Origin of the sequence: Pseudomonas veronii, from assembly GCF_002028325.1 — a bacterium.
GTDB lineage: Bacteria > Pseudomonadota > Gammaproteobacteria > Pseudomonadales > Pseudomonadaceae > Aquipseudomonas > Aquipseudomonas veronii.
The window spans coordinates 4,805,303-4,824,690 of record NZ_CP018420.1 but is presented as its reverse complement, the minus strand read 5'-3'; the positions used below and the strand labels follow the sequence as shown (position 1 = coordinate 4,824,690).

Annotated in this window: 17 protein-coding genes; 10 read left to right on the top strand and 7 right to left on the bottom strand. The window is 58.9% G+C overall.

Annotation, left to right across the window (positions count from 1 at the left end; all coding sequences use genetic code 11):
• Positions 1-12: 12 nt before the first annotated feature.
• From PverR02_RS21980 to PverR02_RS21970, 3 genes are all read left to right on the top strand, one after another.
• The gene (locus PverR02_RS21980; protein ID WP_017845889.1) at positions 13-243 is read left to right on the top strand and encodes a hypothetical protein; all 231 of its coding nucleotides are present in this window, start codon (positions 13-15) and stop codon (positions 241-243) included.
• Positions 244-729: 486 nt separating this feature from the next.
• A complete protein-coding gene (locus PverR02_RS21975; protein ID WP_046382600.1) occupies positions 730-1,974 on the top strand; it encodes a malic enzyme-like NAD(P)-binding protein in 1,245 nt (414 codons plus the stop codon).
• A 547-nt stretch (positions 1,975-2,521) separates the two neighbouring features.
• Positions 2,522-3,535: an isocitrate dehydrogenase gene (locus tag PverR02_RS21970; RefSeq protein WP_079444408.1), complete on the top strand. Its 1,014-nt coding sequence runs from the start codon at positions 2,522-2,524 to the stop codon at positions 3,533-3,535.
• A 221-nt stretch (positions 3,536-3,756) separates the two neighbouring features.
• On the opposite strand, the gene PverR02_RS21965 is transcribed toward PverR02_RS21970, so the two are convergent.
• Positions 3,757-3,987, bottom strand: a complete 231-nt coding sequence (locus PverR02_RS21965; RefSeq protein WP_017845892.1) for a hypothetical protein — start codon at positions 3,985-3,987, stop codon at positions 3,757-3,759.
• A 299-nt stretch (positions 3,988-4,286) separates the two neighbouring features.
• On the opposite strand from PverR02_RS21965, the gene PverR02_RS21960 reads away from it, so the two are divergent.
• Entirely contained in the window at positions 4,287-4,562 is a 276-nt protein-coding gene (locus PverR02_RS21960; protein ID WP_017845893.1) for a hypothetical protein, read from the top strand.
• Between the two features lie 147 nt (positions 4,563-4,709).
• On the opposite strand, the gene arsA is transcribed toward PverR02_RS21960, so the two are convergent.
• Positions 4,710-6,470: an arsenical pump-driving ATPase gene (arsA, locus tag PverR02_RS21955; RefSeq protein ID WP_079444407.1), complete on the bottom strand. Its 1,761-nt coding sequence runs from the start codon at positions 6,468-6,470 to the stop codon at positions 4,710-4,712.
• 462 nt (positions 6,471-6,932) lie between these two features.
• Here arsA and PverR02_RS21950 point away from each other — a divergent pair, with 462 nt between their 5' ends.
• The 5 genes from PverR02_RS21950 (at position 6,933) to PverR02_RS21930 (ending at position 12,837) form a co-directional block, all read left to right on the top strand.
• A complete protein-coding gene (locus PverR02_RS21950) occupies positions 6,933-7,454 on the top strand; it encodes a fimbrial protein (protein WP_017845895.1) in 522 nt (173 codons plus the stop codon).
• A gap of 94 nt (positions 7,455-7,548) precedes the next feature.
• Positions 7,549-8,229: a fimbrial biogenesis chaperone gene (locus PverR02_RS21945; protein WP_046382604.1), complete on the top strand. Its 681-nt coding sequence runs from the start codon at positions 7,549-7,551 to the stop codon at positions 8,227-8,229.
• A gap of 113 nt (positions 8,230-8,342) precedes the next feature.
• Positions 8,343-10,892 (top strand): fimbria/pilus outer membrane usher protein, encoded by a 2,550-nt coding sequence (locus tag PverR02_RS21940; RefSeq protein WP_227778701.1) that lies wholly within the window; start codon positions 8,343-8,345, stop codon positions 10,890-10,892.
• Positions 10,893-10,905: 13 nt separating this feature from the next.
• Positions 10,906-11,871 (top strand): fimbrial protein, encoded by a 966-nt coding sequence (locus tag PverR02_RS21935; RefSeq protein WP_079444406.1) that lies wholly within the window; start codon positions 10,906-10,908, stop codon positions 11,869-11,871.
• 168 nt (positions 11,872-12,039) lie between these two features.
• Positions 12,040-12,837, top strand: coding sequence for a DNA/RNA non-specific endonuclease (locus PverR02_RS21930; protein WP_046382606.1), 798 nt, complete (start codon positions 12,040-12,042; stop codon positions 12,835-12,837).
• Between the two features lie 24 nt (positions 12,838-12,861).
• Here PverR02_RS21930 and dmeF read toward each other — a convergent pair whose 3' ends face one another.
• On the bottom strand, positions 12,862-13,782 hold the full coding sequence (dmeF, locus tag PverR02_RS21925) for a CDF family Co(II)/Ni(II) efflux transporter DmeF (RefSeq protein WP_017849381.1): 921 nt from the start codon (positions 13,780-13,782) through the stop codon (positions 12,862-12,864).
• On the bottom strand, positions 13,779-14,054 hold the full coding sequence (locus tag PverR02_RS21920) for a metal/formaldehyde-sensitive transcriptional repressor (protein WP_017849380.1): 276 nt from the start codon (positions 14,052-14,054) through the stop codon (positions 13,779-13,781). The genes dmeF and PverR02_RS21920 overlap by 4 nt, the downstream gene beginning before the upstream one ends.
• A gap of 139 nt (positions 14,055-14,193) precedes the next feature.
• On the opposite strand from PverR02_RS21920, the gene PverR02_RS21915 reads away from it, so the two are divergent.
• Positions 14,194-15,405 carry a YeeE/YedE family protein gene (locus PverR02_RS21915; protein ID WP_046486823.1) on the top strand — a complete coding sequence of 404 codons (1,212 nt, stop codon included), beginning with the start codon at positions 14,194-14,196 and terminating at the stop codon, positions 15,403-15,405.
• A gap of 54 nt (positions 15,406-15,459) precedes the next feature.
• On the opposite strand, the gene PverR02_RS21910 is transcribed toward PverR02_RS21915, so the two are convergent.
• The 3 genes from PverR02_RS21910 to PverR02_RS21900 all read right to left on the bottom strand — a co-directional run bounded on the left by PverR02_RS21910 (position 15,460) and on the right by PverR02_RS21900 (position 19,365).
• Positions 15,460-16,500: an alpha/beta hydrolase family protein gene (locus tag PverR02_RS21910; protein WP_079444405.1), complete on the bottom strand. Its 1,041-nt coding sequence runs from the start codon at positions 16,498-16,500 to the stop codon at positions 15,460-15,462.
• A 145-nt stretch (positions 16,501-16,645) separates the two neighbouring features.
• A complete protein-coding gene (locus tag PverR02_RS21905; RefSeq protein ID WP_079444404.1) occupies positions 16,646-18,667 on the bottom strand; it encodes an FIST N-terminal domain-containing protein in 2,022 nt (673 codons plus the stop codon).
• A gap of 341 nt (positions 18,668-19,008) precedes the next feature.
• Entirely contained in the window at positions 19,009-19,365 is a 357-nt protein-coding gene (locus tag PverR02_RS21900; RefSeq protein ID WP_079444403.1) for a VOC family protein, read from the bottom strand.
• Positions 19,366-19,388 lie beyond the last annotated feature (23 nt).

The following is a 19,388-nucleotide window of genomic DNA, read 5'->3' as shown; positions in this document are numbered from 1 at the left end:
CGGAGACCGCGCATGAAACGCGAAGATGTCAAAACCAAACACGGGGAAGGCATGCACTTCGACACGCATGTGATAGCCAACCCGGCCAACACGCACGAGTGGATCATTCTTTTCAAAAAGGATGCCGGGAGAAGCTATTTTCTGGTCAATGACAACGAGGAAGTGGAGTCATTTGGACGCCTCGATGATCTGATCCATGAGCTTCGCGAGCTGGGTATCAAATCTGCCGAAGTGCATTTCTGACAGCCACCCTCAGAAAGGTTGAGCAGGTCAGTAAAGATTGAGTTCTGTTAAAGAAAGAATCGACGCCCCCCATCCTTTTCCGCGATCGCCTGACACGGATCAACGCTGATCCGGCCCCATGAGCCGCGTCGACGCCCTTACGCGATTGTCGAAGTGCGTAGGGCGGCTCCAAGACGCGATAAGCAAACCCCCGAGTCCTAGTGTGTCGTGCTTGGTGCGTAGCGCGCCGGGCTTTCGAGCGCGCAAAAAAAAGGCCACGCAAGGTGGCCTAAACGGGTTCAAGCATAGGAGGGCTCTATTGGCCAAAAAATACAGGCCCGCCCTGAAGTCTTAGGGCCAATAGCGTTGGTCTGCTGGCTGACAAACCCCTTCGTCAGCAGCATTCAAGCCGGCAACTCGATCCTGGTCTGTGGCTCAGGACCTCGTTGCCTTGTATTATAATAGTGTTAACATAATATTGTAATCAACGTCTAATTATGGGCTCGCATGACTACCGACTTCAAGAAGGCTGCACTGGATTACCATGAATTCCCGACCCCAGGAAAAATCGGCATTGCGCTGACCAAGCCTGCCGATACCGCCGCCCAACTCGCACTGGCGTACAGCCCTGGCGTGGCCGAGCCCGTTCGCGAAATCGCGAAGGACCCGGAGAACGTCTATCGCTTTACCGGAAAAGGCAATCTGGTGGCCGTGATCACAAACGGTACGGCCATTTTGGGCCTCGGCGATCTGGGCCCCTTGGCCAGTAAGCCGGTGATGGAAGGCAAAGCGTTGCTGTTCAAGCGTTTTGCCGGTATCGACTCGATCGATATCGAAGTCAATGCCGAGAGTTCCCAGGCTTTTATCGACACCGTCGTGCGTATCGCCGACACCTTCGGTGGGATCAATCTGGAAGACATCAAAGCCCCTGAGTGCTTTGAAATCGAGGACGCACTGATCGAACAGTGCAACATCCCGGTCTTCCATGACGACCAGCACGGCACCGCCATCGTCACCGCGGCCGGCATGCTCAATGCGCTGGAGATTCAGGGCAAAACGCTGGAGAACGCGAGAATCGTCTGCCTCGGCGCCGGTGCCGCAGCCACGGCGTGCATGCGCCTGCTGCTCAGCCTTGGCGCGCAAAAAAGCAATCTGTACATGGTCGATCGTACCGGGGTCATCCACTCGGCGCGCAAAGACCTCAACCAATACAAAGCACAATTCGTTAACGACGGTGGCCCGCGCACGTTGATGGAAGCCATGAACGGTGCCGATGTGTTCGTGGGGTTGTCTGGCGCCAATCTGCTTCCGGCTGAAGCGTTGGCGGCGATGGCTCCCAAGCCGATCGTGTTTGCCTGCTCGAACCCCGATCCTGAAATCAGCTACGAATTGGCCATGGCCACGCGTGATGACTTGATCATGGCGACCGGTCGCTCCGACTACCCGAACCAGGTCAATAACGTTCTGGGCTTTCCATTCATCTTCCGCGGCACCCTGGATGTTCGGGCAACCCGGATCAACGAAGCGATGAAAATTGCGGCAGTGGAAGCACTGCGCCAATTGGCCAAAGAGCCAACCCCTGTGGAAGTGCTGCGAGCGTTCAACGTCGACAAGCTTGAGTTTGGGCGCGATTACATTCTCCCCAAAGCGCTCGATGCTCGCCTGCTCGGGGCAATCGCCGGCGCAGTGGCCAAGGCCGCTATCGACACCGGTGTTGCGAAGCTGCATTACCCGGCGCACTACCCGCTGTAAGCGGAGGTCAATCAGGCTGATGTGCGGCAGTTGCACGACCTTTTGCACGGTTGGCAGCTGTCGCACTCGGCGGACATCCGGCCGCCGCAGCTCCTGAACATCGACAGCCCGCCATTTGCAAGATCATCCGTTCTGAATGATCCGAGTCACAACCCGTCTTCCTTTTATGCCTGCCTAAAAGCGATCTCACCCTGTCACGCACAGGCGTTCTAAGACCTTGGTATCATCCGGAAAACGCTGCTTTCTACCACGTGGAATTAGCATTGTATGTTAATGTTATGCGCGTCATCGATGGAGCAAATGACTGCACGCTTGATCCGGGCGCTCACCTGTAACCGCCGCATCCATAGCGAGAGCTGACACCCGTTCAGGTCGCTCGTCAATTGATCCGCAATGACCTGCGCGGTCACGGCGCGGAGGATGAAACATAGCACTCTGCCGCGGTGAAAGCCGTCAGACAGTCAATGCCTATCAGCAGACTCGTGACACCAGTCTCAGTGACCCCATCAATACAGCAGGCTGACACAGCGCTGTTAAGGAAGAGACCATGAGCAAAACCATCGCAATCATCAAGGGTGACGGCATCGGCCCTGAGATCATGCAAGCGACGCTACGCGTACTCGATGCCCTTGACTGCAATCTTCAGTACGACTTCGTTGAGGCCGGCTTGGAGGCCTTGCAGCAGCATGGGCAGCTGATGCCGCCCGCGTCCATCGATACGATCGCCAAACACGGCGTCGCACTCAAAGGCCCTCTGACCACGCCGATTGGCCGCGGCTTCTCCTCGATCAACGTCCACCTTCGCCGCCACTTCGATCTCTACGCCAACGTCCGACCGGCGATCAGTTTCCCCGGCACTCGTTCGCGCTTCGAGGGTATCGATATCATCACGGTGCGTGAAAATACCGAAGGGGCGTACCTGCCAGAAGGGCAAAGTATTTCGGAAGACGGCGAAGTCGCTCTGGCAAGCATTCGCGTAACACGCACAGCCTCCGAACGCATCGTGCGCTACGCGTTCGAGCTGGCTCGTAGCAAAGGCCGCAAAAAAGTGACCGCGGTACACAAGGCCAACATCATCAAGTCGTGCTCCGGGCTGTTCCTTGACGTGGCGCGTGAGGTCGCCGAGGATTATCCGGAAATCGAATTCCACGAGATGATCGTCGACAATGCCTGTATGCAGTTGGTGATGAATCCCCATCAGTTCGATGTCATCGTCACCACCAACCTGTTTGGCGACATCCTTTCAGACCTGTGCGCAGGCCTGGTCGGTGGGTTGGGCTTGGCGCCGGGGTCCAACATCGGCGCCGATGCTGCCATCTTCGAAGCGGTCCACGGTTCGGCACCGGACATCGCCGGCAAGAACATCGCGAACCCGTGTGCATTGTTATTGGCCGCCGCAGACATGCTTGATTACCTGGGCATGGTGGACAAGGGCACGCGCATTCGTACTGCTATCCGCGTTGTTCTGGAAAACTCCCGTGACCAAGTGACACCCGATATGGGCGGGGCCGGTACCACTGAGTCCTTCGCCGATGCCTTGGTGGCCTACTTGCGTGCCTGAGTAGAGCGTCAGGAAACGCGCGCCAGCTCACTGCGAGCTGGCGACTTTCTACGTGTGCTCCACGCGGACCTGCCCGTAGGGCCGCTGGCTGGAAAACCTTCCGATACTCGAGTCCTCCAGCAGTCTTTTGTTGCCGTAACGTTGGCGTTAATAGACGTTAATCCAACATCATTATTTGCTGCGATCGCACTTGTAGATGCGCGAGGTGCCAAGGAAACAATTCAGAAATGAATTTCAGCTACCTTGATACCGATTTCGCGCAGCTCATGAATCAAATCATCAAGGTACCGAAAAGGTTCGATTTCTTCGTTGTCATTGACTAGGAAGAAGCTTCTTCCGGCATCCTTTTTAAAGAAGACGATCCACTCCTGGGTGTTGGCCGGGTTGGCAATCAAATGGGTATCAAACTGAATGCCTTCAGCGTATTTGGTTTTTACGTCTTCACGTTTCATACGGGTCTCCAAGCGCTCACGTAGTGCTGCTTTCATGCATGTCTCTGCCTCCTGGCAATCAATCAAAAGACCTCGTCCGGGCCTGAGGCCAGGGCGACGTCGATTGCCTTTCTATTATCACTGCATGATAATATTATGCACATATGATCCAGTGGAGGATAGTCGTGTGCAGAGCTGTCGAAGCGCCTGAGCCACGCGGGTCCGCCCGATGCCCTGGCGTTCAAGGCACACCGCCATGCGGCTGGCTTTGCTTTTGATTCAATGCATAAGGTTTCTGAATTTTAAGGACGACAGTCATCATGCGCAAAACAGCAATTGAGAAACGCCTTGCGCTGAATGCTCCGCCCCTGGAGCCAGGGCAGCGACTGTTGGTTGGCCTTGAGCAATGCGTCGTCGTTCGGCAGCGAGAAACAGGAATCTATCAAGTTGTATTCGACTGCAAAGCCCCCAAGACTGCTCGGGTTTTTTGGGCGGAATATGAGTGGATGTTCATCGGCCGGATTAAGCGGCACGCTGAGCAAGATCCTTCATTGGAACGCTTTGTCTCGGTGCTGAGAGCAGGGTCTGAAGACTGACAGGCAGTCACGGCTCTGATCGACAGTACGCTTGGCTGAGCGCAGCCAGGTCGTGCCAGATAGAGAAAAGCCTGCAGCCATGCAGGCTTTTTTGCTGGTGTCGTTCCAGTCATCCAGGCGCACGGTGTGAGCAAGCCGAGCGACACTTCAATCCAGCAAGCGCTTCAACCCGGCGACGCCAACCGGCGGCTCCACTGTCCACGGCACTACGATGACAGCATGGTTGGTTTCTTCGGCCACTCTCGCCATTTGTTTGCGCTCGCTATCCAGGCGCGCTCGTAGCAGCGGGTCTGTCGTATCGGTGGCCAGCAACGACTTATTGACCACCCAGGCAAACGGTTCGATGTCGGCCCTGCGCAAGTCATCCTGCAGCGCCGCCGCCTGCGACACCGGGGTGGCTTCGGGCAGCGTGACGAGGATGATCTTGGTGTAGTCCGCATCTTGCAGGCGCATCAACGGCGTGACGATGTGGTCCGAGGCTTTGCCTTTGAATTCGCGAACCATCTGGCGGTGATAGGCGCCTGTGGCGTCCATCAGGAGCAGGGAGTGACCTGTGGGGGCCGTGTCGAGTACCACGAATGCGCTTCTGGCTTGCGCAACCACACGGGAGAATGCGTGGAACACCGCGACCTCTTCGGTACACGGGGATTGCAGATCCTCGATGAGCAAGGCGGTTTCGTCTTCCGTCAGGCTTGGCGCGCGGGAGGCGACGATCTTGTCCACGTACTTTTGGGTCTCGACCTTAGGGTCGATGCGGCCGACGCTGAGTCCCTGCACGTCGGCATTGAGGGTTACCGCCAGATGCGCTGCAGGATCTGTCGTACTCAGGTGTACGGACTTGCCATGCTGTACCAGTCCCAGGGCGATGGCGGCGGCAATGGTGGTTTTGCCCACACCGCCTTTGCCCATGACCATGATCAGGCCGCGCTGGTCGTGGGCTAACTCGGCGATCAATTCCGCGAGTGCGTGATATTCCAGGCGCGACGGTACTGGGTTTGCAATGCTGGCTGGGACAGCAAGCTCGGGTGTCAGCAGTGCGCGAAGCGCGGGCAAGCCAACCGAATCCACGGCCTTGAGTGGGATGTAGTCGGCTGAAAGCTGACGCAGTGATGCGGGCATCTCGTCGAGCGCCTGCTGGCCCATAGCTTCGATCGCGGCGGCGATCGGGTCATTCAAGTCGCTGCGTTTAAATACAGCATTGACCACCAGGCGCTGGTGGTTCAAGCCCAGTTCACGGAGTTCGTCGCTGGAGCGTGCAGCCTCGCTGAGGGCGCCTTTATCAGGGCGCGTCACCAGAACAACGGTGGTCAGGGCTGGATCATTGAGCGCCACCAATGCCTGATTGAACAACTGCTCCTGCATTTTCAAGCCCGAGTGCGGCCCCAGGCATGATGCGCCACGATCGTTGCCTTTTAGAAAGCCGCTCCACGCTTTTGGCAGGCTCAACAATCTGAGCGTGTGCCCCGTGGGCGCGGTATCGAACACGATGTGGTCATACGCCGCGCTGCCCTGCGACAGCAGGTGGGAGAACTCATCGAAGGTTGCGATTTCGGTCGTGCATGCCCCGGAGAGTTGCTCACGCACCAAGGCGATGTCTTCATCGCGGGCCTGGTCGCCCATTTGCTCGATCACCCGGGCCCGATAGTCAATTGCTGCGGTCCCTGGGTCGATATTGAGCACGAACATTCCAGGCACGTGCGGCACCGCGACAGGCTGATTGCTCAGCTCGACGCCGAGCATCTCGTCAAGGTTCGAGGCGGCGTCCGTGCTGACCAGCAGTACCTTCTTGCCGGCCTCGGCCAGGGCGAGTGATACCGCGGTTGAGACCGACGTTTTGCCGACACCGCCCTTGCCGGTGAAGAACATATATCGGGTGGGTTGATCGAGCAATTTGAGGGTGGGCTGCATGGCACGCTGACTCCCTTGCGGAGCATGACTGGGTTTTGCAGTTTAGACCGATGTTCAGAATCGCCAATGGGGTCATATCAATCAAACGGTAATTTTTACCGTCCTGATAGAGGAGTGTTCTGTCGGAAGAGGGCGGTAATCCACAGCCCAAGTGAACAGCCTGTTTGGCTGGTTTTTGCCCTGCGGATCACATAGTCGAGCGTGCTGCAATTCAAATAATTGGAAAACAGAGAAAAGCCCCACAGCACACGCCGATTTTTCGACGTAGGTATTTCTTTAAAAAGCCTTGATCATCGACGCCGCTCTCTCACAACAAGAGGGCAAATCTGAAAAGCAAAGACGAGCTGGCTGACAGTCATCCGCCTGTGGAGCTGTTTGCTCTAGAAAAAGGTTGGCATTGAGACTTGCTCCCCAGTAGTTAGTTGAATGCCTGCATAACTTGACGTGATAAGGAATAGTCGTGTGAATAAAAAATTAATCGTATGCACATTGTTGGCGTGCTCTGCATTTTCGGCGCTCAGCCATGCGGCGGACGGCACTATTAACTTCACCGGTACGATCACCGATGCCGCGTGTACTGTTACACCCGGTACTGCCAATCAGACGGTGACAATGGGGACGGTCAGTTCAACGGCATTGGCCAATGTCGGCGATACCGCGGCCCCGACCCGGTTCGATATCGTCCTGACTAACTGCCCGGCCACGGCCACCAGCGCGGTCGTAAAGTTTGATGGCCCGACCGACGGGAATAACAGCAGTTTGATTGCCCTGACGAGTGGGGCTGGAACCGCCGAGGGTGTGGCGATCGGTGTGTATGAGGGGGATGCCGCTACGTTGATTCCCGTGGGCTCCCCGTCCGTCAGCAAGCCTCTTTCTCCGGTAGCCGACACCACCTTCAACTTCTTCGCCAAATATGTGGCAACCGCTCCAGTGGTGGCCGGTTCCGGCAACGCCGTCAGTGATTTCACAGTTATTTATAACTGATCACTAAGACAGGCCGGGCACGCTGCTCGGCCTTCTCAACAAGTGGGTTTGCTCACGTGCAGGCTTGAGCAAAGCGTCGGTAGGAGATACGTCGATGGGGTGGCTGAAATACATGTTAACCGCCGGCCTGCTGGTCGGTACGGTGCATACGGCTATTGCGGGTGTGGTGGTGGGGGGCACGCGGGTGGTGTACGACGGCTCAAGGAAAGAAGCCTCGATTTCGGTGAAAAACACCGAGAAGACCAAGCCGTATCTGATTCAGTCATGGGTTGATGACGGGGCGCAGACTGCACCTGGCAAGGCGCCGTTTATCATGACGCCGCCGCTGTTTCGGCTGGATGCCGAGCAGGAGAATGTGCTGCGCATCATTCGCACCGGAGGGGATTTTCCGCAGGACAGAGAGTCGGTGTTCTGGGTGAATATCAAGTCGATTCCCGCCTCGGAAAAAACCGAAGAAAACCAACTGCTGATTTCTGTGAAGAGTCGGATAAAACTCTTCTATCGCCCGCCGGGAATGCCAGGAGAGTCGCTGAATGCTTATAAGGCACTGGTCTTTACTCGGGTAGGTAAAGCGTTGCAGGTCAACAACCCTACGGCGTATCACGTATCTTTTTTTCGCGTGAGCGTGGGTGACCAGGTTATTAACGATGCCGGTATGGTTGCTCCCAAAAGTACATTGGCCTGGCCGATGCCGGATGGTGCAAGTGGAGCCGTCAGTTGGCAAGCCATCAATGATTATGGCGGTATTACGCCGCAGGCCAGTGCGCCACTCTAATTCATAAGGGCTGTTAGTTTTAACGGCTACCTGTTTCGTTAATGCGTTGGATCAACCGCCCTTTGGTGTTGGGGTGGCGGGCACTGTGTTGCCCGGATTGCGGGGCTTCTTATATGAACGCTATAAATAATGGAATGCTACGCCTGAAACTAAAGGTGCTGGCCGCGCATGCACTCAAATGCATGATAGGCATTACGCTGTGTGCGTCCAATGCGCTGGCGCGCGAGTATTTCAATGCCAGTGCCTTGGAGATCGACAATGCAGAACAAACGTGGGTCGACCTCGACGCATTCTCCAATCAGGGCGGGCAGTTGCCTGGAAGTTATTCAGTGGACCTCTACTTGAACGACCGACGAATAGCCAGTCGCGATATTAACTTCGTTGCGCTGGACGGTCTGTTGCAACCTGAACTTACCCCACGACAATTACAGGAGATGGGCGTCAAGTTGCAGGCGTTTCCTGCGTTGCGCGAACTGCCCCAGGAAACCCCCATCAGCAACCTGCAGGCATACATTCCAGATGCGGGCAGCGTGTTCAACTTTCATCAGCGCCGTCTGGACATCAGCATTCCCCAAGCGGCACTCACCCGTGAAGCACGCGGGCAGATTGATCCTGAACAGTGGGACCAAGGCCTGCCGGCCGCGCTGCTCAATTACAGTTTCAGCGGCGCGAACACCCGGCGCGAAGGGCGTTCCGGCAGCGATGACAATTACTACCTGAACCTGCGCAGCGGGTTGAACCTGGGCGCCTGGCGGCTACGTAACTACTCGACTTACACCCAAGGTGACAGCCGAGCCCAATGGGCCAGCCTCAATACGTACCTTCAGCGTGATGTGCATTCGTTGAAGAGCCAGTTGGTCGTGGGGGACAGCTTCACGCCGGGGGAGTTGTTCAACAGCGTGCAGTATCAGGGCATTCAATTGGCCTCGGACGACAACATGTACCCCGACAGCCTGCGTGGGTTCGCCCCGGTGGTGAGAGGCATCGCCCGCAGCAACGCCCAGGTGACGGTGCGCCAGAACGGTTACATCATCTATCAGACTTATGTGCCCGCTGGCGCATTCGAAATCACGGATTTGTACCCCACGTCTTCCAGCGGCGATATGGAAGTCACCATCACCGAGGCTGATGGCAGCGTGCGCAGCTCGATTCAGCCTTTTTCGGCGGTGCCGGTGATGGTCCGGGAAGGGCGCTTCAAGTATTCGTTGGTCGTGGGCGAATACCGTTCGACGGCGAGCAAGAGCAGCACCCCCGCATTTGCCCAGGGTACGCTGATTTACGGGTTGCCCGGTGACACCACCGTGTACGCGGGTGTCCTTGCCTCGGCGAAGTATTCGGCGACGTCCTTGGGCGTCGGCCACGGGTTTGGCGAATGGGGCTCGCTTTCCATGGATGTGAGCCAGGCCCGCACCGAGTTGCGCCAGGGTTCCCGGCACGATGGTCAGTCGGTGCGCTTTCAATATGCGAAGGATGTCGCGGCCACCAACACCACGTTCACCCTGGCCGGTTACCGTTATTCCACCAGCGGTTATTACGATTTCCAGGAAGCCAATGAGATCGACCCCGGCAACTTCAATGACTGGCGACGCCTGTATAACCGGCGCAGCCGTGCGCAACTCAATATCAATCAGTCCCTGGGCGAATACGGCAACTTTTATATCAATGGTTATCAGCAGGACTTCTGGCGACAAACCGGTTACGAACGGAGCCTGAGTGCCGGTTATAACCTGAGCCGGGGCGGCGTGACCTACGGTTTGAGTTATGCCTACACGCAGACCCCCGCGTATAACGGGCGCAAGCGCAATGACCAGCAACTGGCATTCAATATCCAGTTGCCGCTGGGGAGTGCTCTGCGTAATAGCTGGGTGAATTACAACCTGAATACCGATGCACAGGGAAAGACCGCCCACGAACTGGGGCTCAGTGGCGCGACGCTGCCGGACGATAATCTGATCTACAGCGTCAGCCAGGGTTATGCCAGCCCAGGGCAAGGCAACAGCGGCAATGCTCACGCGACGTATAAAGGCGCTTACGCGGAAACCAAGCTCGGTTACAACTACGAGCGACACTCCCGACAACTCAACTATGGCGCACAGGGTGGCGTCGTTGCGCACCCGTTCGGTATTACTTTCTCCCAACCCCAGGGCGAAACCATGGCACTGGTGCGCGCGCCTGGCGCTGCCGGGGTCAAAGTGCAAAACAACACCGGGGTCAATACCGATTGGCGCGGTTATGCGCTGGTTCCTCATGTCAGCACCTATCGTCGCAACCGCATTGCGTTGAGCACCGAAACACTGGCCGATGACATCGACATCGAGGCCAATACCCAATCGGTCATCCCGACCCGTGGCGCCTTGGTGCTCGCGGATTTCCAGACCCGCGTCGGCAGCCGGGTACTGATGGCCCTCACATATCAGGGAAAACCCGTCACGTTCGGCGCCAGCGCAACGCTGGTGCAAGAGTCGACGACGTTTGCCAGCAGCGGCATTGTCGGCCTGGAAGGGGAGGTTTATCTAAGCGGCATGCCGGAACAGGGTGAAGTGAAGGTTCAGTGGGGTGAGCAAGCGGACCAACAATGCACGGCAGCTTTTGTTTTACCGATATCCATTGAAGGGTCGCAGCCGTTTTCAATCATCAGGACGTTATCGGTGTCATGCAATTAATGGAGGGCTTTTTATGCTGGGTGTACAACGGACGCTGATTAGGTTGTTCTGTTTTGGCAGTGCGGCATGGGTTTTAACGGTGTTATCGAATAACGCATTGGCTTCGTGCCGTTTTTACAATGGCGTGTCGTCGGCGTTGACGCGAACGGTAAATTTTGGAACGTTGATTGTCCAGCGTGATACTCCCATCGGCACGGTTTTGGCAACCGCCAATACCGGCGCCTACAATGGTGGCCGGTATTTTTACGGCTGCAGTGTGAATTATGTGCATCGCTTTGCAATGGAACAGTTCAGAGTCATCAGTGCATATGGGAATAACGTATACAACACCAATATAGCGGGTGTGGGGATTCGTGTATTATTCTTCGGCGGCGCTATGCCTTACGATGTCAACTTTAACGGGCCCAGCACTGTTGCGCTGCCTGAACCCGGAATTACCGTGCAGTTGGTAAAAACCACTTCGGGGGCAGTTGGGGCCGGTGTTCTGACGAATGGAAGACTTGCCTCAGGCAGTATCGTTAATTATTTTTATGCTGCTTACGCCAGCCTGTCCGGCAGCAATACCATCATTCCCGTCGCTTGTTCGGTCTCCAATACGTCCATTCCTGTGCCCATGGGCAATGTGCCGCGAAGCCAGTTCACCGGCCCGGGAAGCGCGGGAGATGAAATCAACTTTTCCATCCCGCTCGACTGCGATGCCAATACACGGGTCAAAGTTGCCCTGGATGGCAACGCCCACAGCTCCGGGATTGCTGGGGTGCTGGCACTGAATGCGTCTCCTACCGCCGCAACCGGAGTTGGCGTAAGGCTCTACTACAACAATGCCCCCGTCACGCTTAGAACGCCGATTGCCGCGGGCACTACGGTCAGCGACGGCCCCTATGCAATCCAGTTGGTGGCACGTTACTACCAGACCGATGCCAACGTTACCGCCGGCCAGGCCAACAGCACCGCGACGTTTACCATGACCTACAACTGACCAAACCCGGAGGTCGGACGTAGCGCTGCGGGGTGTGGGAATTTTCTGCTGTAATGCCGGGGCTAGAGCAGGCGCAGCCCTGCGGCACTAACCTGGTTTTTCACGGTCAACAGCCCCCGCACCATCGTTGATGGTTGTCGGTTTATCCTCAGCCAAAAGATCTAGAACATGTACCTACGCAACATTGCAGTCGGGCTGTCGGCCCTTGTTTTACTCTCGACCGCGGCCCATGCCCGCAGTCTGCCTGACCTCTACACGGCCACCGAACAACGTGCCTCCTTTGATGGCTGTGCCGATCTTTTCCCCGCCGCCAAACCCATCAACACTGCCACCGTGCCCGCCAGCATGCGGCCCCTGGCCCTGTGTTCGGACAATTTTGCGGTGCTCTATTCGCAGACCAGCAAGACGCCGCTGGTGGTGGTCGAGCGCCTGAACGCCGAGCAATTGCAGGATGCCAAAGGCGAGGAGCGCACCAACCTGTTCTACCCCGACCCGCGCATCCCCAAGGATGGCCGTGCAGAGTTGAGTGACTACCACAGCCAGCATCCGGCCGTCGACCGTGGCCACCAGTCGCCGGCCGCCGACGCACCGAACGCCCATGCCATGGCGCAGTCGTTTGCACTGTCGAACATGGTGCCGCAAGACCCTACCAACAACCGTAAGATCTGGAGCAAGGTCGAGGCGGATGTGCGCAAGTTCGCCAAGCGCGCTGGCGGTGATGTGTTTGTGTTCACCGGCCCGTTGTTTGACCCCGGCTACGGCACCATCGGCGACAACCAGGTCTGGGTGCCGACGCGCCTGTTCAAGCTGGTGTACGACGCTTCGTCGAAACGCGCCTGGGCTTACGTGCTGCCCAACGCGCAGACGCGCATCCAGCGGCCAATGGACTATGACGCGTTCGTGAAGAGTACCGGGCTGAAGTTGCTCGGTAATCTTCCGGTCTCCGGGTCAGTAGGGCGCACGTAAGAGGGGGAGTCACCCGGCGTCGCGCTACGCCACATCGAGCGTGCGAAACTCGACGGTGAGATGACTCACTTCATGCACCGGTTTGAGGCGCTCGCGAATGCTGTCGGCATCCGCTGTGGAGCGGCCGACAACGCTCACGATTGCCGCATGCACACCAGGCCCTACCTGCCAGACATGCAAGTCGGTAATCGTCGCGTCGCCCGGTTGTTCCACCAGCTCCCGGATCTCCGCAGCAACATGCTCATGGGTCTGATCGAGTAGTACGCCGGCAGTCACGCCCATCAAGCTCCAGGCCCAGCGTGCGATCACGATGGCGCCGACGATACCCATCAACGGGTCGAGCCAGACCCAACCCAGGTACCGCCCCGCCAGCAGCGCAGCGATTGCCAGCACCGAGGTCAGTGCATCGGCGAGCACATGCACATAGGCGGATCTCAGGTTGTTATCGTGGCCATGGTGGCCGTGGGCATGTTCGTGTTCGTGGTCATGCCCGTGGCTATGACCGTGGCCGAGCAACAGCGCACTGACGATATTGACCACCAGCCCCACCACGGCAATCAGCGTCGCGGTGCCGAACTGCACGTCGGTCGGTTGCAACAGGCGCATGACCGACTCGATGCCGATGCCCAGGGACACCAGCGCCAGGATCAGCGCCGAGGCAAAGCCGCCCAGATCACCGACCTTGCCGGTGCCGAAGCTGAAACGCGGGCTCGACGCATGGCGTCGGGCATAGGCGTAGGCCGCGGCGGCGATGCCCAACGCACCCGCGTGGGTGGCCATATGAAAACCGTCGGCCAGCAGGGCCATCGAACCGGTGAGGGCGCCGGCGGCGATTTCCGCGACCATCATCACCACCGTCAACATCACCACCCATAAGGTGCGCTTGGCGTTTTCTTCGTGGGCCGAGCCGAGGAAGACATGCTCGTGGGTATGATCAAGGCTCATTTGGAGTACCGCCGAATGGCTTCAAGCAACTCTTCGACGCCCTGGTTGCGTTCTTCCTCGCTGAGGGATGGGTCCGCCACATGCGCCCGGGCATGTTCTTCGATGATTTCTTCCATCAAGCCGTTGATGGCGCCGCGTGTGGCGGCGACCAGGTGCAGGGTCTTGGCGCAATCGCTGTCCGATTCCAACGCTCTTTCCACCGCTTGAATCTGACCGGCAATGCGCTTGACGCGCTTGATCAGACTGTCTTTATTGGCCGCTATATGGCTCAAAATATACCCCCCCTACCTACGAGGCGCGGAGCATGGCATACCCCGCCCCCCTATGCAATCTTCCGCCGAGAGACAGACCCTCTCGGTTTATACTCGACGGTCTGGTCATCAACCCCCTTCAAATGAATTGAGATACCTCATGAGCACCTCTCTTTCCACAACCTCTGCGCGCAAGCCTGTCGCGCCCCTGGTGGCCTTTGTGCTCCTGGTGCTGGGCGCCGTGTTCCTGCACAACCTTGTCGGCATGCGCCAGGTGCTGTTGCTGGTCGTCGGCGCGGCGCTGGGCTTGACCCTGTACCACGCCGCCTTCGGTTTCACCTCGGCCTGGCGCGTGTTTATCAATGACCGGCGCGGCGCCGGTTTGCGTGCGCAAATGGTGATGCTGGCGATAGCGGTATTGCTGTTCTTCCCGGCGCTGGGGGCGGGCACGTTGTTCGGCCAGCCGGTGGTCGGGCTGGTAGCGCCGGCCGGGGTATCGGTGGTGTTCGGCGCATTTATTTTCGGCATCGGCATGCAGTTGGGCGGCGGCTGTGCGTCGGGCACCCTGTTCACCGTGGGCGGCGGTAATGCGCGCATGTTGGTGACGCTGTTCTTCTTTATCTGTGGTTCGTTGATCGCCACGCACCATGTGGGCTGGTGGTTTGCACTGCCGGCGTTCCCGGCGACGTCCATCGTCAAAAGTGTCGGCGTCATGCCGGCGCTGCTTCTGAACCTGGCAGTGTTCGGCCTTATCGCAGCCGTCAGCGTGCGCCTGGAAAAGGCCCGTCATGGTCAACTGGAAGCCGGCGTGACCAGCGAGCATCAAGGCTTGCGCCGCTTCCTGCGTGGCCCCTGGCCCTTGGTGTGGGGCGCGATTGGCCTGGCCCTGCTCAATTACGCAACCCTGGCCCTGGCCGGGCGACCGTGGGGCATCACCTCGGCGTTCGCGCTGTGGGGCGCCAAGGTGGCGAGTGGCCTGGGTGTGGAGGTGGGCAGTTGGGCGTTCTGGCAAATGCCGGGCAACGCCAAGGCCCTGGCCGCGCCGGTGTGGGAAGACATCACCAGCGTGATGGACATCGGCATCGTCCTCGGTGCGCTCCTGGCCGCCGGCCTGGCCGGGCGTTTCGCCCCCAACCTGAACATTCCTGCGCGCTCGCTGATGGCGGCGGTGATCGGTGGCCTGCTGCTCGGTTACGGCTCGCGCCTGGCCTACGGTTGCAACATCGGCGCGTACTTCAGCGGCATCGCCTCCGGCAGCCTGCATGGCTGGGTGTGGCTGGTGGCGGCGTTCATCGGCAACAGCGTCGGCGTGCGGTTGCGCCCGTTCTTCTTTGCCGGCGAGCGGCCGCAGGTGGCGTTGAGCGGGTGCTGAGAATGCCCGCACACGTGCTGCCCCGATGCGTTTTGTCTTGAGCCACCCTTTGTTTTAATTGCGCGGTGTCGGCTGCAGAAACTGTGTGATCAGCGCGACGACCTGCTGCTGGATCACCTGCCGTGGCCGCGCGCCGTCGCCGTCCCGGCAGATCACGCCATCGCCTGGCGAATCTTCCTCAATCAATACCACCGCGCCGGGCTTGCAGATCGACATAAAGCTGAAGTGGGTCGCGTCGCTGATCGCTACGTAGCGCGTCGAGGCTGTTGGCAGGCGCCTGGCCAAGTCGGCGGACTCCAACTCGACGGGCATATCCTCCGAGGGCACCGCTCCCGCGATCACCAGCGTCGGCACTGACAATGCGGCCAGACTGGCGTCGGTCATACCGCGTGACAGGCCCAGGTCCAATGACACCACGGCGCTGACGCGCTTGTCGCGCAGGTCCGCGGCCAGTTGGGCCTTTGCGGCTGGCGTGTTGGCGGGGTTGATCTGGTGGTAGACGATGCAACCGCCCAACTTCGGGTGTGCGTCGCAGTCCTGGGCGAAAAGGTCGGGGTCGAACCGCGCCCCGGCGAGTTCCATCACGGTCCAGCCACCGAGGGAATGGCCCGCCGCAGCGATCCGGTTTTTGGCGACCGCGCCAAATTGCTTCGGCTGCGCCAGCACCGCATCGATGGCCCGGCTCACGTCTTTGGGCCGTTGCCATAACTGCGCGGCGGCTTGCGGGCTGCGATCCCTGGTGGTGGTGCCCGGGTGATTGACCGCTGCGACGATGTAACCCCGGTGCGCCAATGCACTGGCCAGCCACGCCTGATTGCCCCAATTACCGCCGTAACCGTGGGAGAGCACAACCAGCGGATGCTCGCCGCTCGCCGGCGGCGCGTTGGGCACCGCAAGGGCGCCGATAAAAGCCACGCTGTCGGCGATCGGTTCGGCGGTTGCGGTGGTGGCGGCGGGGTACCAGACGACCATCTCCAGCGGACGCTCATGGTGAGCATCGGCCAGCGTAGCGGTTTGGAAGCCGATGGCGTTGTCGACCGCGAGCGCGGGCGTGGTCAGGCAGATCAGGAGCAGAGCGGTGAGGGCGGTTTTCACGGTTTCTATCGTCCTTGATGTGAGCGCCGCATCATAGCCTGAAAGGCGGCCCAGCCAGATACTCGCGAGCGGCCCAACACGCGCGCCCTCTGGCTGAACACGCTGTTCTCGCTACTCGAACATCCGACGTCGACCCCGTGGGGACCTACGCATGCGTAAGCCCAGTCAGCGTATCCGCAATCGTCTTGGTCCGTTGCGCGGTCCCCTCGGTGGCGCGGCTTGACGCCTCCAGCGCATCGAGCATTTCGCGCAAGGCGCCGACGCCGCTGGACTGGTCTTCAATCTGCTGGGCAACACGCTGGATTTCGCCGGACAGCAGGTCGATATCCACACCGATTTCCGCCGCATTCTTGCGGGTGATTTCCGCCAGCTTGCGCACCTCATCCGCCACTACCGCAAAACCGCGGCCCAGGTCGCCTGCGCGCGCGGCTTCGATGGCGGCGTTGAGCGCCAGCAGGTTGGTCTGGCCGGCGATTTGCTGAATCACCTGCACAATCGACTGGATACGCAAACTCGAACCGGCCAGGGTCCGCGCGCCGACCACGGCATCATCCGCCTGGCTGGACAAGCCCTCGACCGTCGCCCCGGCCTTTGCAGACACGCTGTTCTGCTGGTCGATGGTGCCCACCAGTTCGTCCATCGAGGCGTGCAGTTCGCCGGAGTAATGCTTGATCTGCGAGGCGATTTCCGCCTGTTGACGTTCGGCCTGGGCCAGCACCTGGCCGAGGTCTGCCAGGCCCTCGAACACCGGCAGGATATTGCTGTCCAGCCCGCGGGTATTCAGGGCGCCGCTGAAGTCATTGTTTTTGAACGCGGCAATCTGCTTGACCACCACATGGTTCAATCCGGCCAGTTTATTTACCTGGCGGCGTAGGAAGAAGGCTTTGAACTCGCCGTAGTGCGCAATGAAGTTGTCCAGGTATTCGTCGCTGTAGCTGGCGCCCTTGGCCACTCGAAAGAAGAAAATCGCGGTCAGGGTCTGGTTCAGGTTCAGGCCAAGGATTTCACCGAAGGTCGACAGCCCCGCCAGCGGCACATCGCCAAACGTCCCGGCCATGCTGCCCAATTCGCTGGGGTTGTTCAGCCTGCGCAAAATGCAGTCATTGAGAATGCCCGCCACCGGCTGGCCGCCCTTGCCGCGCAGGAACTGCGCGTAGTCCGTGCGGGTGGCCTCACGCAACGGCGTGCGCCGCACCATCACCAGCTCCTCGCCGGGGGCCACGTCGCAATACAGCTGGACGATCTGCTGTTCATAGTCGATCCGTGCGATGGAGCGCACGAACAATTCATTGCCCACGCGGATGGCGAACGAGAAATCCGCCAACTTCGCTTCCAGCGCCTGGGGCGCGCAACTGAACGCGTCACACAGCGCCTGCACCATGCTCTTGATATTGCCCGCGCTGTCGATCACCTGGTCAATCGTGCGGTCCTCTTCGGAGGCGGTCAGCACGCTGAAGGTCAAGTCAGCCGGTTTGAAATTCTGGCTTTTAAATACGCCAAAACGTACATTCGCGGCGGTTTTCAGGAACACGATCTGTGCGTGGTTCTGATAACTGCGCTGGCCGTCATGGATCAGGGTTTTCTGGAAATCCAACTTACCCCCGGCCGAACCGCCGACAAACAGGCAGGGGAAGCGCCCCGACTCATACAGCGCCTCCATGAAAAACGACTCCGACGCGGACAGCCCATCGAACACCACATAGGCCAGGGTGTCGCGATGGTCGATCGGCGTGTGTGCCTGTACCCGCTTGATATTGCTCGTCAGCTTGGCAATCCGCTCCTTCATCCCCATGCGCTTGCCGCCGCTGCGGATGTCCTCACACTCCAGCGGCACCATCACCACCTCGGCCGAGGCGATCAGACTGTCGTCGAACAACTGCAGGACAATCCGGTCCCAGCGCTCGCCGGTGGTGCAATACAGCGAATTCGCCGCGTTGCACAACTCGCCAGCGGTGGTACACAGGCTGATGCTGGTGTGGGGAAAGCGACGCTTGAGCTTGGCGGCAATCTGGTCGATGTCCAGGTGCGGAGAGATGAAACCGGTGATCAGCACGGGCGCGATGCGCAGGTTGGCCAATGAGGACTCCAGTTCATTGGCGGTGCAGGTGAGGGTGGCGGTGCCTTGTCGATCGGCCCGGGCTTTTTTTAGAAGGTTGAGTGGGTTCATGGCGGCGGGCTCGATCCAGTGAGGGGCGCATGCGTTGGGCTTGCGGTTAATCAAGTTATCGGCCGATATGGCGGGGGCTGGAGCCGTAACAGAGGGGGTGCGACAAAGTGAACAGGACAATTTATTGCCGCCATTTAACTGGCGAATAAGTGTGCCCCCTTTATCGCGGATCAGTGTGGGCGTTGACTGACAACTTCACCGGTCTTGACACCTTCCAGCCAGATTTCCCATTGATTGAGGCCAATATACTTTGCGCGCGCAATTGTCTTTTGGTCGCGGGCGCCATTGAACTCAAGGTCGGCAAACATAAAGTGTCGAAGCCGCTGGTATTCCAACTGGATCTACGGTTGCGCGGTCCACACGGCCAGTTCATAGCCGTCGGGATCAATGAAGTGGAACCTGCTTCCACCGGGGAACGCAAAAATTTCGCGGGAGATCACCGCGCCCAGAGCCTTGAGCCGCTGTTGCGTGTCTGCCAGATTGTCCGAATACAAGATGATTAAAGGGCCGCCCGGTCGAACCGGCTCCCCGGTGGTGAAACCACCGGTCAGCCGGCCATCGCTGAACTCGGTATAGGTCGGGCCGTAGTCGACGAACGTCCAGCCGAAGGCGTTGCCGTAGAAGGCTTTGCTGCGGGCAATGTCGCTGACATTGAACTCGATATTGTCGATCTGTCGATCTTGACCACGAACGCTCATGGTTGCCTCCTTGGCGAATGTCC